Genomic DNA, 14,217 nt, shown 5'->3' with positions numbered 1-14,217 from the left:
CGCTGATGCTCGATCAGGATATGAACATGATCCGTCTATCTGAGATGCGAACAACCGGATATTATCTGCTGGCCGCGGCAATACTTCTCATTATCATCATCTGATGCAGACAACCGCATATATCGTTAATCTCCTCATAATATCCCTCATACTCACGATACTGGCCCTGCCTGCGATGAATATGGTGAGAGAAAAGGCTATTCCCGACTTGGATTACCGCCGGAGTGATCACCGCCGTCGGCGGCGTCATCATCCTTGGCCTGCTGCTGACGGTGTACTCCTTCAATCTCCTGATCCAGGGTCTCCCGTTGTATCAGACGGAGTTAATTTTTTGATTAATACCAAAATACCAAAGGATTTAAACTCTGAAATACATTGTTTTGGATAAGAGATTAAAAATGCTTATATAAACCATGCCATATGGAAGATATAATATGGAACAGATTTTTAGAAAAATTTATTTTTGGCCAAATACCAAAAAAACATTTTTGCTTATATTAATACTAGCCATAATTGCCACTACAGGTTGTACGGAGGAAAACAGTTCAGACCAGCCTGAAAAAACAACGGTTGTTGTAAGCATACCTCCCCAGGCCGAATTTGTGGAAAAGGTCGGAGGAGAGCATGTTGAAACAATCGTAATGATTCCGCCTGGTGCAAGTCCTGCCACCTATGAACCAACTTCAAGTCAGCTGAAAGAACTCAGCAAAGCGGAAATATACGTAAAGGTTGATTCCGGATTACCTTTTGAAAAAGTATGGCTGGAAAAAATAAAGGACCTGAATGATGACATGTTATTTGTGAATTCTTCCAAAGGCATTGATCTGAGGCCAATGGGAGAAGGAATGGACCCCCATGTATGGAATGATCCCAATAATGCAATTATAATGGTCGATAACATATACAAAGCCCTGGTTGAGGTAGACCCATCCAACGAAGAAACATATACACAAAACCGGGATTCCTACACCGAGGAACTTAAGTCTCTTGACAGGGAGATTCAGGAAACACTTGAAAACAAATCGGGGAATAGTTTCATGGTCTATCATCCTGCATGGGGATACTTTGCAGAAAGGTACGATCTTAATATGGTACCCATCGAAACCGAAGGTAAGGAAGCAAGTGCCAGACAGCTCAGTGAGGTCATAACTTTTGCAAAGCAGGAAAACATAACTATTATCTTTGTGCAGTCCCAATTCAGTACACAGAGTGCAGAAGCCGTTGCAGAAGAAATTGACGGCAAGGTTGTGAAAGTGGACCCCCTTGCACGCAATTATACAGACAATATGTATAAAGTAACAGAGGCTTTCCGTGAAGGACTTAAATAACCATCAGCATGCAGTGGAAATAAAAAATATGTGGTCGTATTACCACGATGTACCTGCCCTCAAGGAGATAAATCTTGACGTGCAGGAAGGAACTTTCCTGGGAATCATTGGACCTAACGGCGGGGGAAAAAGTACTTTATTAAAAGTAATTCTCGGCCTGATAGAACCAGACAGAGGTGATGTACGCATATTCGGTAAAAAACCGAAGGAGGGGAGAAACATTGTAGGTTATGTCCCCCAGCACAGTGCATCCAGACTGGATTTTCCCATCAATGTATGGGATGTTGTTATGATGGGACGCATTGGAAAGACAACCCTTTTCAGAAAATACAGTCCTGATGACCGGAAAGTGGTGAAGGAAGCCCTTGAAAAGGTCAAAATGTATGAATACAGGGACCGCCACATTGCCGAACTTTCCGGCGGGCAGAGGCAAAGGGTTTTCATAGCCCGGGCACTTGTCACAGAACCAAAACTGTTACTTCTCGATGAACCTATGGCCGGAATAGATACAACTATGCAAAAGGAGTTCTATGAAATACTTGAAGAACTCAAATCCCGGGTTACAATCATTATGGTATCCCACGATATTAGTGCGATCTCTGTCTATGTAGATAAAGTGGCCTGCCTGAATCAGAAACTCTACTATCACGGTACTAAAGAAATAAAGCCCGAGGACCTTGAAGAAGCCTATAAGTGTCCCGTAGAAATGATAGCACATGGTGTACCCCATAGGGTATTGAAAGCCCATTGAGGAAATTGAACATGCTGGATATCTTACAATACACATTCATGCAAAATGCTATCGTTGCAGGCCTGCTGGCCAGCATAGCATGCGGGATTATCGGGGTATATGTGGTTGTCAGGAAGATCGTTTTCATAAGCGGAGGGATTGCACATGCCTCTTTTGGCGGTATTGGGCTGGGCTATTACCTGGGAATGAATCCCCTTTTCAGTGTCCTGCCTTTCAGCCTGCTTTCTGCACTTGTAATAGGTCTTGTCAACAGACGTACCAATATAGCCGAAGATACCGCAATCGGAATACTATGGTCTGTAGGTATGGCACTGGGAGTCCTATTCATAGGCCTTACACCAGGATATGCACCGGATCTTATGACCTACCTTTTTGGTAATATACTGACAGTCCCTGTAAATGATATCTATTTGATGCTAGTAATTGATATCCTGATCATTGCAAGTGTCTATCTGCTTTACAAAGAATTCATGGCCATAAGTTTTGATGAAGAATTTGCACAGGTTTCAGGACTGCCGGTTGAAAAGCTTAGTCTGTACATGCTTTGCCTGATAGCCCTTACCATAATAGTCATGATCAGAGTTGTAGGATTGATTCTTGTTATAGCCCTGTTAACGATACCGGCATCATTGAGCCGTGAATTTACAGATAAACTTGACAGGATGATGATGCTTGCTGTTATATTCGGCACGGTATTTACCTTTATAGGCCTGTTTTTATCCTACTACTTAAGCGTACCTTCCGGAGCCACTATAATATTAACAATGGCGGCTGGTTATATGCTGCATTTCCCATTCAAGGGAAAAAATAAAAAAACCGCATAAGATTAATGATAAAATATTAATTGAATCAGCCAGATATTCAATATTGTAATCTTTTTATGGGCGAGATGACAAAGGGTACTACAATGCAAAATCTTCTGGAAAGAATACTTGACACTATTTGCAAAGGCACATGGGTCGTTGACAAAGACGAGATTTTTATCTATTTTGACAAGGGAATGGAAGAAATCACCGGTATCAAAAGCGAGGAAGTGATAGACAAAAAACTGGAACAATATATGTCTGCCTCCCGCCACAGTGTTGGTGATGAAGCCCATTTCAGGGAAATGTTCCTGAGGGCAAAAGATTCTCTGAAACCCATACCCTACAAAACCATGCCAATCGTTACAAAGGGCGGCAACTTAAGTTTCCAGACAGGCAGATTGATTCCTTTACTCAACCAGAAAGGAAATTATGACGGGATGATCTGTACTGTAGAAAGCGTTAGCGAGCAGAAGATAAGCCAGAAAACCTTACGTAAAAGACTCCGTTCGGACAGGAAACTCGAGGAAATCTATAAAAACAGTCCTGTTGTGGCCTTCCTGTGGACCGCAGAGAAAGACTGGCCTGTGGAATTCGTATCCGGAAACATTTCCCAGTTTGGTTATACGCCCGAAGATTTCACTTCCGGCAAACTTATCTATGGAGACATAATATATCCCGATGACCTCGATATGGTACGCAGCGAGGTCAGCGAGCATGAAATTGAAGGCAAGATCTTTTTTTCCAAGGAATACCGCATACTCACCAAATCCGGAGAAATACGCTGGGTGATTGAGCGGTCCTTTATAGGAAGAGATGAAGTTGGAGAACCTTCGTACTACCAGGGCATCATAATTGATATTACAGACCGTAAATTGGCCGAAGAGGCTATGCGAGAATCTGAAAAGAAATACAGATTGATCTTTGAAAATTCTCCCCTGGGAATATTCCATTTCGATGAAAATGGTGTGATAACCCACTGCAATGAGAATATAATGCATATTCTCGAGATGACCAGAGACCAAATAATCGGTTTCAACATACTCAAGGATTTAAAAGACAAAAAGATGTATGAAGCTGTAAAAGCTGTATTCCTGAGACGTTCTGGTCATTATGAGGGAAAATATCATTCCGCCACAAGTGAAAAAGTAACCCCTATAAAAGCCGATTACAGCCCCTACATATCAGAAGATGGCGAGCTGTTGGGAGGAGTCGGGATTGTTGAAGATATCAGTGACCGCATGAAAGCCGAAGAAGCCCTCCACCTGGATGAATCGCGCCTGGAAACCCTTGTAAAGCTTAACCAGATGACAGAAGCCTCCCTGAAAGAAATCATCGATTTTGCAAGAGCTGAGGGAGTGCGACTTACAGAAAGCAAGATTGGCTATCTTGCATTTGTGGATGAAGATATAGGTGCCATACAACTGAAATCCTGGTCCGATACTCCAATGAATCGCTGTAAAATTAAGGACAAGAAGATAGAATACAAGATCGAAGATGTAGGACTCTGGGGAGAAAGTATACGACAAAGACGACCATTTATAAATAACGATTACAATAGGCCACATCCCAGGAAAGGCGGATACCCAAAGGGTCATGTGGAACTGATTCGCCATATGGATGTACCTATTTTTGAGCGAGGCAAGATTGTAGCCCTTGCCGGAGTGGGGAATAAGAATGAAAATTATGACAGTTCTGATGTAAGACAGCTTACCCTCCTCATGCAGGGGATGTGGAGAATCGTACAGCGCCGCAAAACTGAAAAGGAACTTGAAAGATCAGAAGATAAGTTCCGCACAATATTTGCCAGCACCAATGATGCGATCTTTGTGCATGACCTTAAAGGCAACATTATGGAAGTTAATAAAGCGGCCTGTGAAACCACGGGATACAGCAGGGATGAATTACTCCGCATGAAAACAAAAGAAATAAACACCAGTCTTTCTATGGAAGAGATACCCCAAAGGATCAAAGAGGTCAAAGAAAAGGGGCATGCCATCTTTGAGGCTACATACAGACACAAGGATGACACTACAATTCCTGTAGAAATCAGTGCCCGTATGATAGAGTATAATGATAAACCTACAATACTGGTTGTTGCCCGTGATATTACCGAACGTAAAAGGGCCGAAGAAGAACTCAGGAAATATGCAGAAGATCTGGCAAAGGCAAATGAGGAATTGAAATCGCTGGATAAAATGAAAGATGAATTTCTTTCCAATGTGAGTCATGAATTGAAAACCCCTCTCACATCGATCATGGGTTATACAGAACTTCTAAATGACGGCAGCCTCGGGGAACTGGGAGAAGAACAGAAACATGCAGAAGAAACCGTGATGCGTAATACAAAAAGGCTGCAGAGACTCGTGGATTCACTGCTATATCTCAGTCGCACACAGGCAGGCACTGTTCAGTATGATTTTGAAACATTGAATATATCCGAACTGGCAGACCAGATTATAGAGGACCTGCAGATCCAGACTAAAGAGAAAAATCTGGAAATGATTAAGAAAATCGAACCGAACCTTCCTCAAATAAAAGGAGACCGGGACAAACTTACTGATATGTTCACCAATATAATAGATAATTCGATCAAATTCACTCCAAAGGGCGGTTCAATTACTGTCTTTGCAAACAAAGAAGATGGATACATACATATCAATATCAAAGATACGGGAATCGGCATACCGAAAGATATGATAGACAACTTATTCCAGAGATTTTACCAGATTGATTCTTCCCAGAAGCGTAAATACGGTGGTACAGGGCTTGGTCTCTATATCTCCAAGACCATAGTAGAGGCACACGATGGAGAAATTTGGGTGGAAAGTGAAGGTAAAGGAAAGGGAACAGAAGTGCATATTAAACTTCCTGTAGGCGAAAAATAAAGAATTACTTTTATCAGAACAGCTACTTTTATTTGATAAGACCTTGAATAGAAGGGCAGTCAGAAAGTCCCATTAAACCACTTTTCATGTGGGCAGACCCCTTAAAATTGTTCATTTGAGGAATAATCATGAGTGATATTTTACGAAGAGGACGCCTTGATTCTCTCCCGGACGAGGAAATAATGCGTTATACTTCATCCATGGAAGACGATAAATGGATATTTGATTCTGATGTCCTGGTGGATTTTGCCCACACGATCATGCTGAAAGAGCAGGGAATCATCCCCACAGATGATTGTGCCAAAATCCTGGATGGATTGAAGCGCATCCGCGAAGAGGGTATCGATTCCCTTGACCATAGTTACGAAGATATACACATATCCCTGGAAGCCAGACTTATTGATATGGCAGGAGAAGACGTAGGTGGAAGGATGCATTCCGGCCGCTCCCGCAATGATGAAGTGGCCACCTGTATCCGCCTGAGACTGCGCAAAGAAGTACTGGAACTGGCAGAAGAGATGTTGCAGCTTGTTACCACTATGGCAAAAATTGCGTCTGAGAACTATGATACCATCATGCCGGGATATACACACCTGCAGCATGCCCAACCTACCACACTGGCCCACCATATTATGGGCCACGCGGAGAGCCTGGGAAGAGATGTGGAAAGAATACTTGGATGCCTTGACAGGATCAACCGTTGTCCCCTCGGAGCTGCGGCTTTTGCTTCCACAGGCTTTCCGATCGACAGGAGCAGGACTGCAGAGTTGCTCGGGTTTGAAGAAGTAATGCAAAATTCCATGGATGCAGTCAGTGGCCGGGATTTCCTGCTGGAAACGGCTTCTGTACTTGCAAATATTATGGTAGGGATGAGCAGGATATCAGAGGAACTGGTCCTGTGGTCTTCTACGGAGTTTGGTTTTATTGAACTATCTGATCAGTACGCATCCACCTCATCAATAATGCCACAGAAAAAGAATCCTGATACTGCAGAGCTTGTGAGAGGCAAAAGCGGGATCGCTGTGGGAAGTCTGATGTCATTACTCACGGTCTGCAAATCCCTGCCGATGAGTTATAACAGGGATATGCAGGATGCCAGCCCCCATATCTGGAAATCCGTGGAAAACACACGTGCATCGGTGAGGATCATGGCAGGTATGCTGGATAGCATGAAGGTTGACAAGAATACTATGAAATGGCAGGCTTCAACCGGATTTACTACAGCCACCGAACTTGCCGATACCCTGGTCAGGGAATGCGGGATACCTTTCAGGACTGCACACCAGATAGTGGGAATTCTGGCAAAAGGAGATGTCGAACCAACCCTGGAAGATATAGAAGCGGTGGGGCGCACGGTCCTCGGGGAAAGCCTTACAGAAAAGGGATTGAATGAAGATATGGTAAAACAGGCTCTGGACCCAATGCTCAACATCCAAAAAAGAAAGGTCACTGGAGGACCTGCACCAGAAGCCATGAAAGCATCAATCGACAATTTTGGTATTAAAACCAGAATGTGGATAGAAGAGGTTGAAAGGATCAAGGACCATACCACAGATTCCATTGAAAAGCTGATGCAGATTGTCGAAGATTACATACAACAAAAATAAGATAATAGATTCATTGCAGGGATAATTATGGATTACAAGGAAGGAGACCGGATAAGGGTCGAGAAGGGCGGAGCTGCCTATGAGGGGGTTGTAATGCCCAGTGTCACCGGCCATATTGTGTTGAAGATGGTCAGTGGATACAATGTAGGAATCGAGCCGGATGGTGCACAGATCACATTCCTGGAGCCTAAAAAGGAAATTCAGAAGCCTGAAAAGCAAGTCAAGGTTACCAAAAATAAAGGGCTTAAAAATGTGGTTTTCATTTCCACAGGAGGTACCATTGCCAGTAAGATCGATTACCGTAGCGGTGCTGTGAGCTCACAGTGCTCTGCAGATGATATTGTCCGCACAATCCCTGAACTTGATGATATTGCCAATATAAGAGGACGGGTTGTTGCGAATATCCTATCCGAGAACATGACGCCACAAATCTGGACAGAACTTGCCCGGGCCGTATATGAAGAAATTGACAACGGAGCAGACGGCATAGTGATTGCCCATGGTACCGATACGATGATGTATTCTGCAGCAGCCCTGGCATTCATGCTTGACACGCCGGTTCCTGTTGTTTTTGTAGGTTCCCAGCGCAGTGCAGACAGGCCAAGTAGTGACAATGTAATGAATGCAATCTGTGCAACAAAGGTTGCTGTCAGTGATATTGCACAAGTTTGCACGGTCATGCATGAGAGCAGTTCCGATGATCGCTGCGGCATCCATTACGCTACCAGAGTCCGGAAAATGCACACTTCACGCAGGGATGCTTTCCAGTCCATCAATTCCCGCCCGATTGGTTTTGTGGATTATGCCACAGGACAGATTACCACAGAATCAGAATACACCGCACGCGGAGAGACAGAACTGGCCCTTAGGGATAAGATCGAGCCTGAATGTGCTATTGTCAAGTTCACACCCGGCGCAAGACCCGAAATCCTGGGTCATTACATCGATGCAGGTTATAAGGGGATTGTAATAGAAGGAACTGGCCTGGGTCATGTGTCCACCGACTGGGTCCCTGAGATCAAGCGTGCAACACAAGCAAACATACCGATAGTGATCGCATCCCAGTGCCTGCACGGACGTGTCTGTGACCGTGTCTATGATACCGGCACGGATATGCTCAAAGCCGGAGCAATCGAAGCCGAAGACATGTTACCGGAAGTTGCCCTTGTAAAACTTATGTGTGTACTGGGCCAGACATCCGACCTATCAGAAGTCCAAAAGATGATGCAGGAAAAATGGGCTAACGATATCTCGGATTGCAGTCTAGAGTGAGAACATAGTTGACACCTACAAGGCGGCTCTTTTTTTAAATTTTTATTACAGGTTCTCAGTTTCCGATGGACTGGATCTCGGCCTGTGAAAGGGCACGGTTGTATATCTGCACCTCATCGATGCAGAAAGATGTATCATATTTCTTCATATCACCCGAAATTTTCTAGGCAACTTCTTTTTTTCCTTTCACATAGAAAGCCATTTCGGAATCGTTGTGTGCCCCTACAAATTTTTAGCACTTATCCATTTTGGGACTTTCATGAAAATAGAAATTCTGCCAAGTAATTATATAAACAAAACGGGTTATTTCAAAAAAGAGAAAGTGGTTGTACGCATGTGCTGCGGCAGATGTTAGGTAAAGGTTTATTATGAAATGAAAAACAAGAAATAAAAGGGATGATTTACTTTTATCAATCAGCCCTTTAAAGTTCGAATTTCAGTTCTCACTCTTTATCCTTTTTATCTTCCCGTATTTTTATATCATTAATTGTTGCCCTTAATTTAGCCCTCTCTAACGGCAGGGACTCTTCCTGCAATTCCATAAACAATGCTTTCAATAAGCAATAGAGCATCAAAAGCATGACTATCATGAAGGGGAAACCACCGATTACCGAAGCTGTCTGAAGGGCACCCAGTCCCCCGGCGAGTAGAAGAACCGCTGCAAAAGCTCCTTCAAGACTACCCCAGATAATCCTCAGGGGAAGGGGAGGATTTGGATTGCCTTTAGATGTCAGCATTCCTATGACATAAGTACCTGAGTCTGAGGAAGTTATGAAAAAGATTGCTACTGAGAACATTGCAACTGCAATAAGAATGTCAGAGAAAGGGAAAAAACTGAGCATACTGAAAAAACCCAGTGCAGAATCAACTTCAACAGCTTCAGCAATTCCACCGGCTCCGAAATGCTCGATGAACAGAGCAGACCCTCCAAAGATACTGAACCATACCATACTGACAACTGTAGGAGCAAGCATTACCCCTACAACAAAACTTCTGATTGTCCTGCCCCTTGAGACCCTAGCAATGAATGATCCGACAAATGGAGCCCAGGCAATCCACCATGCCCAATAGAAAACGGTCCACGAGTCGCCCCAGCCTTCAGCTCCGACTCCGGCAGGGTCTGTTCCAAAGGACATCTGGAGTAAGTTTTGCAAATACCCTCCCACTGAATTAGTAAACAGCTCAAGAGTAAATAGCGTTGGTCCAAGAATGAATATCAGAATCATTAAAAGAGCTGCCACACCCAGATTGATCTGACTCAGCCATTTTATACCCCGATCAATACCGGATGCTGTGGACATAATCGCAAGAATCGTAACAACAGTAATTATAAGTACCCATAATGTAGGTCCGCTGGAATAACCGAATAATTCCTCAAGGCCGGCGCCTATCTGCATAACACCTAAACCAAGAGTTGTCGCAATACCAAACAGGGTTGCAAGCACACCAATGGTATTAACAGCAACACCCCATTTTCCATCAATGCCCTCTCTTCCCAGGATAGGTTCCAGTGTAGAGCTCAATAACATTGGCAATCCCTTCCTGTAGGAAAAATATGCCAATGAGCCCGCAACCACAGAATATATTGCCCATGGGTGGAAACCCCAGTGGAAGAAAGAATATCTCATGGCTGCATGCAGGGATTCAGCTGTATTGGGTTGTTCATAGAGCGGCCACATATAATGCCATATTGGTTCTGAAACACCCCAGAAAAGTAGGCCAATACCCATTCCGCAGCTGAAAAGCATGGCAAACCATGAAAGATTGGAATAAGCAGGTTTTTCGTAATCCCCACCCAATTTTATATCCCCAAGCGGACTTAGCATCAAATATACAATTAGCAATAAAAATATACTGCCACCAAACAGGAAAGACCAGCCAAGATTTGCGACCATCCAATTAAAAGTTAAATCCATATAATCTCCGAAACGCTCTGAAAAGATCGTTCCGGCTAAAACAAATGCAAAGGATAAAAATAACGATACTAATAGTGTCGGTGTTTTTAAAGTATCTGAAAAATCTGTAAGTCCTTTTTGCATTTTTCTCATTACATGCCTCCTTTAATAATCATAAGGAATATGCATATTATACATGCATAATAAATGAATTGTCCGTGTAAATGTGTCCAAAACACTCTGGCTTTAAGCCTTAATTAAGCTATAAAGTATCCTTCCATTATATATCTAACTTTTAGAAGGAGAGTATTTAGATTTAAAAAACACAAAAGTATTTTATTTGATTTTTAAAATATATAGTTAGAAAATATTAGTAATACCTATTACCTACAAATTATATTTGGTAATCATTTAACAATAAATATTATTTTATGAAATTTTAGATGTTATGTGAAGATTATCAGTTATTGATATAAGGCAACGAGTAGTAGAAAAGATAAGAGGTATGCTAAATGTCAGACATATATAAATATTTAAGAAACTCATTTTCGGGTGAAGAAAAAAGTGAAGATGCACATAAGGAAGATGTTTTAAAGATATCCAACGAACTGGCTGCTGATTATGATATAATAAATGACGGCGAAGAATTCATACCATACGAACTTGATATGGCAGATGCTGTCTTTTCAGCCGCTATCGAACTTCTGAAAAATGTGGGAATATACTGTACTGATACAGGCAGAACCATCCAGATCAATAACGATGATATATTGAAATCTCTTGGTACACCCAACGCCATGGATATAGGGAGATTCAAGGAAAAAATAAATGTTGTTAACAGGACAGAAATGGATTGCAAGCCCCCTGTGATCATAGGAGGGCCAATGGGTGGAAAAGTTTCTGAGAAAAACTTCCTGAATATTCATATCAGTTCTGCAATTGAGCCTATTGTCCAGGGGCTTTATCCAGGATCCATGCAAACAATCAATGACGGTCCTATAAGAACCAATACCCCAGAGGAAATGTTTGTAGCTTTAGAAGAAGCAAGACTTGAAAGACTGGCTACAAAAATAGCCGGCAGAGAGGGGTTGACCCTTGTAGGTCCGGCAACACCAAATACCTCACAGGCACATATGGTCGTATCTTCAAATGAACTGTATTCAAAGAATGATATTCATGAGGTATATCAAGCTGATGACCTAAAAGCAGATTTTGAAACATTTCATAAATCAATATTCCATCAGGAGCACGGGAATAATTTCATCAGTGGCCAGTGCCCCGTTCTGGGCAAAGATGCTATAGATACACCTGAAGCACTGGCAATTATTGATGTTGCAGAAACCATACAATCCCGGCTGGTTACAAGTGCAAGCATACATGCCTGCGGAGCAATTGATTCGGCTACAAATTCCTCATCTACTAAAGAAATATTGTGGGCTTCAAATATATCTTCCCTCGCGGTTTCGCGTAATATGCAGCATTCTACAGCAAAATACTACCGCAACGTTGCCGGGTGCTGTACTGACATGATGTTTTATGAAACCGCAGCTCAGGCCATAGGTGATACGGTTTGTGGCAGAGAAATGTTGATCGGACCTCTAGGTGGCAGAGGAGAAAAAGTAGACCATTCGACTGGCCTGGAATCAAGATTTATGGGCGAGGTGAGCAAGATGGGCCTGAATCTGGATCTGGCAGAGGCAAATGAAATTATCGAAATGCTCTATTCTAAATATGTAGACCGACTTTCAGATGCCCCTGAAGGGAAAGATTTCGAATCATGCTATGATGTGCATTCGAAATATGAAATGAAACCAACTGATGAATACATGAATATGTATTCTGAAATTATTGGAGATATTGATGAATTTTATAGAGGTCTATTTTGAAATGTACAGATGAATATAATTCATCAATTCTTTTTTGCCCCCTTCTGTCAATTTGAAACAAATACCATTCAACCTGTCAGCACCATCAGAAAACCTGAAAAAACAGGCAATAGCAAGTTGTCATTTTTCATCAGGTTGAATGCCTTTTTTATTGAGGAATCCGTATTCAGGTCTCTGCCGATTATACTTTCCAGCAGCATACTTCCTGTACTTGCTACAAGTGCCTGCAGGAAAGAGACAAAAAGTGCTGCCCCTAAAAAGGCGGCTATCGAACCTGTAATTGTTCCTTCGACAGATTTGCTTTTGGAATAGGGTAATTTATGTTTACCGATCTTTTTGCCGGAAATTGTTGCGATCCCGTCGCCCATGGCAGTTATGGCTATCGAGGCATAGACGATAGAGATGGGAAAAAGCAACAACGATATGGCAATACCAGTGTGCAACAAAAGTGTTGGTTTTAGAGGAATATAATTTTCATTTCGCCGACCCCAACATCTAATCATTTCATAAACCGGCCGGTAATGCATTCTATTAAGGACTAAAAGTGACGCGATTACAAGAACATAAATTAATGCAAGTAAAACCAAAACTTCAAACGCAAAAGGTCCTGAAATATAAATAAGCGGGATATAAAGCAGACCTGATAGTATATGTATGGATTTGCGTACCAGATCACCTTTTAGATCTTTATCAATATTTTGTATCTCTGCCATGTTCCAATGCTTTAAACTCAATAATTTGTAATGTACTTTTTGTTTTATATTTTGATAGGAATTACCGGGCCGATTAATGACTACTGTACAAATCGAAGTTACATGACAACATGAGTCCCTTAGGATTCATGGCATACGCAAAACAGGGTTTGTTGGAAAAAAGAAAAAAAGTGGTGCCGCATTGGGTGCGGCGGGTGTAGGTGTTAGGTTAAGGTTTAGATGTCTGCAGTGAAAGATGCTATTGGCTGATTGGAATCATCGTCAATAAACCTTATTGAGTCACCATCCTCAAGAGTAGGTGTTAGGTTTATATACTCTTCTTCACCAACAGAGAAAGTACCAATATCTACACTATCACCGGAGGCCTCAGTTCCACCTACAAACAATTTAGTTTTATTATTTGTAAAGTCGATTTGATCTCCACCCTGGTGTACTATAGTGAAACCATCTTCACTCATATTACTGGCTTTGATACTTGCCTGTGGTGCGGATTCTGGGGTACCCATTCCGAATACGAACGCTGCTATAACCGCTGCGAGGATGACAGTAATGGCGACCATCAGAATGACACCAATGACCGGGGATACTGCATCGTCTTTTTTAAACATTTCTGGAATCTGCATTAAATCTCTCCTTTTCAGTCTTTCTTATTCTTTTTCTGCACGACCTTCTCCAGCTTGCGAGTCCACATTTCATCATCCATGTCAGTGTACTCACACTCGAGGTAATGTTGCACTGCAATACTGAGGGCATCCTTGGTAGAAGTTTCATTGCTTTTCTTCTTCAGTGCCGCGAGCTGCTCGTCAGTCAGTACAGTTTGAGCATGTACAATTTTCATTTATTACACTCCCAATATATAAATGGTGAGTACAGGTTCAGGTCCCTTCTCATGATTATCATAATGGAATAATGGTATAAGAGTCTTGCTAACTATGAGTAGAAAGAAAAGCACAAAGGTATAAATAAAATGATATTGCGGCAACTTAGCCGCATTATCCTGTCAACTAAGTTTCAGATCAGGTTACTATCTTATCCAGCTGTTCTGTTTCGATGGCCCTTCTGACCTCGTAAGCC

12 protein-coding genes are annotated in these 14,217 nt (G+C 42.3%); 7 read left to right on the top strand and 5 right to left on the bottom strand.

Going from position 1 to position 14,217, the window contains the following annotated elements:
• Positions 1 to 61: 61 nt before the first annotated feature.
• Positions 62 to 253 carry a hypothetical protein gene (locus tag A9957_RS04965; RefSeq protein WP_292343375.1) on the bottom strand — a complete coding sequence of 64 codons (192 nt, stop codon included), beginning with the start codon at positions 251 to 253 and terminating at the stop codon, positions 62 to 64.
• 235 nt (positions 254 to 488) lie between these two features.
• Here A9957_RS04965 and A9957_RS04960 point away from each other — a divergent pair, with 235 nt between their 5' ends.
• The 6 genes from A9957_RS04960 to gatD all read left to right on the top strand — a co-directional run bounded on the left by A9957_RS04960 (position 489) and on the right by gatD (position 8,649).
• Positions 489 to 1,328: a metal ABC transporter solute-binding protein, Zn/Mn family gene (locus A9957_RS04960; RefSeq protein ID WP_308736802.1), complete on the top strand. Its 840-nt coding sequence runs from the start codon at positions 489 to 491 to the stop codon at positions 1,326 to 1,328.
• Entirely contained in the window at positions 1,312 to 2,079 is a 768-nt protein-coding gene (locus A9957_RS04955) for a metal ABC transporter ATP-binding protein (protein WP_243641538.1), read from the top strand. Before A9957_RS04960 ends, A9957_RS04955 begins: the two co-directional genes overlap by 17 nt.
• An 11-nt stretch (positions 2,080 to 2,090) precedes the next feature.
• Positions 2,091 to 2,903, top strand: coding sequence for a metal ABC transporter permease (locus tag A9957_RS04950; protein WP_105459946.1), 813 nt, complete (start codon positions 2,091 to 2,093; stop codon positions 2,901 to 2,903).
• 56 nt (positions 2,904 to 2,959) lie between these two features.
• Positions 2,960 to 5,770 (top strand): PAS domain S-box protein, encoded by a 2,811-nt coding sequence (locus A9957_RS04945; protein WP_292343373.1) that lies wholly within the window; start codon positions 2,960 to 2,962, stop codon positions 5,768 to 5,770.
• Positions 5,771 to 5,898: 128 nt separating this feature from the next.
• A complete protein-coding gene (gene argH / locus A9957_RS04940; RefSeq protein ID WP_096711787.1) occupies positions 5,899 to 7,377 on the top strand; it encodes an argininosuccinate lyase in 1,479 nt (492 codons plus the stop codon).
• A gap of 27 nt (positions 7,378 to 7,404) precedes the next feature.
• A complete protein-coding gene (gene gatD / locus A9957_RS04935) occupies positions 7,405 to 8,649 on the top strand; it encodes a Glu-tRNA(Gln) amidotransferase subunit GatD (protein WP_292343371.1) in 1,245 nt (414 codons plus the stop codon).
• A gap of 443 nt (positions 8,650 to 9,092) precedes the next feature.
• Here gatD and A9957_RS04930 read toward each other — a convergent pair whose 3' ends face one another.
• Positions 9,093 to 10,697 (bottom strand): BCCT family transporter, encoded by a 1,605-nt coding sequence (locus A9957_RS04930; RefSeq protein ID WP_292343370.1) that lies wholly within the window; start codon positions 10,695 to 10,697, stop codon positions 9,093 to 9,095.
• A gap of 359 nt (positions 10,698 to 11,056) precedes the next feature.
• Here A9957_RS04930 and A9957_RS04925 point away from each other — a divergent pair, with 359 nt between their 5' ends.
• Entirely contained in the window at positions 11,057 to 12,430 is a 1,374-nt protein-coding gene (locus A9957_RS04925; RefSeq protein ID WP_292343369.1) for a monomethylamine:corrinoid methyltransferase, read from the top strand.
• Between the two features lie 68 nt (positions 12,431 to 12,498).
• Here A9957_RS04925 and A9957_RS04920 read toward each other — a convergent pair whose 3' ends face one another.
• From A9957_RS04920 to A9957_RS04910, 3 genes are all read right to left on the bottom strand, one after another.
• The gene (locus A9957_RS04920; protein WP_292343368.1) at positions 12,499 to 13,143 is read right to left on the bottom strand and encodes a diacylglycerol/polyprenol kinase family protein; all 645 of its coding nucleotides are present in this window, start codon (positions 13,141 to 13,143) and stop codon (positions 12,499 to 12,501) included.
• 215 nt (positions 13,144 to 13,358) lie between these two features.
• Complete coding sequence (locus A9957_RS04915; RefSeq protein WP_292343367.1) at positions 13,359 to 13,766, bottom strand: type IV pilin N-terminal domain-containing protein; 408 nt, start codon at positions 13,764 to 13,766, stop codon at positions 13,359 to 13,361.
• A 14-nt stretch (positions 13,767 to 13,780) separates the two neighbouring features.
• Positions 13,781 to 13,981: a DUF5371 family protein gene (locus A9957_RS04910; protein WP_096711790.1), complete on the bottom strand. Its 201-nt coding sequence runs from the start codon at positions 13,979 to 13,981 to the stop codon at positions 13,781 to 13,783.
• Positions 13,982 to 14,217 lie beyond the last annotated feature (236 nt).

It is taken from the genome of Methanohalophilus sp. DAL1 (assembly GCF_001683555.1).
GTDB classification, from domain to species: Archaea; Halobacteriota; Methanosarcinia; order Methanosarcinales; family Methanosarcinaceae; genus Methanohalophilus; species Methanohalophilus euhalobius.
This window is presented reverse-complemented; position numbering and strand designations above follow the sequence as displayed.

Bases quoted from the DNA above. Each gene is read 5' to 3' on its own strand.
- A9957_RS04945 (WP_292343373.1), top strand. From the start codon at position 2,960: ATGGGCGAGATGACAAAGGGTACTACAATGCAAAATCTTCTGGAAAGA.
- argH (WP_096711787.1), top strand. From the start codon at position 5,899: ATGAGTGATATTTTACGAAGAGGACGCCTTGATTCTCTCCCGGACGAG.
- A9957_RS04965 (WP_292343375.1), bottom strand. From the start codon at position 253: ATGATGACGCCGCCGACGGCGGTGATCACTCCGGCGGTAATCCAAGTC.
- gatD (WP_292343371.1), top strand. From the start codon at position 7,405: ATGGATTACAAGGAAGGAGACCGGATAAGGGTCGAGAAGGGCGGAGCT.
- A9957_RS04950 (WP_105459946.1), top strand. From the start codon at position 2,091: ATGCTGGATATCTTACAATACACATTCATGCAAAATGCTATCGTTGCA.
- A9957_RS04930 (WP_292343370.1), bottom strand. From the start codon at position 10,697: ATGAGAAAAATGCAAAAAGGACTTACAGATTTTTCAGATACTTTAAAA.
- A9957_RS04920 (WP_292343368.1), bottom strand. From the start codon at position 13,143: ATGGCAGAGATACAAAATATTGATAAAGATCTAAAAGGTGATCTGGTA.
- A9957_RS04925 (WP_292343369.1), top strand. From the start codon at position 11,057: ATGTCAGACATATATAAATATTTAAGAAACTCATTTTCGGGTGAAGAA.
- A9957_RS04910 (WP_096711790.1), bottom strand. From the start codon at position 13,981: ATGAAAATTGTACATGCTCAAACTGTACTGACTGACGAGCAGCTCGCG.
- A9957_RS04915 (WP_292343367.1), bottom strand. From the start codon at position 13,766: ATGCAGATTCCAGAAATGTTTAAAAAAGACGATGCAGTATCCCCGGTC.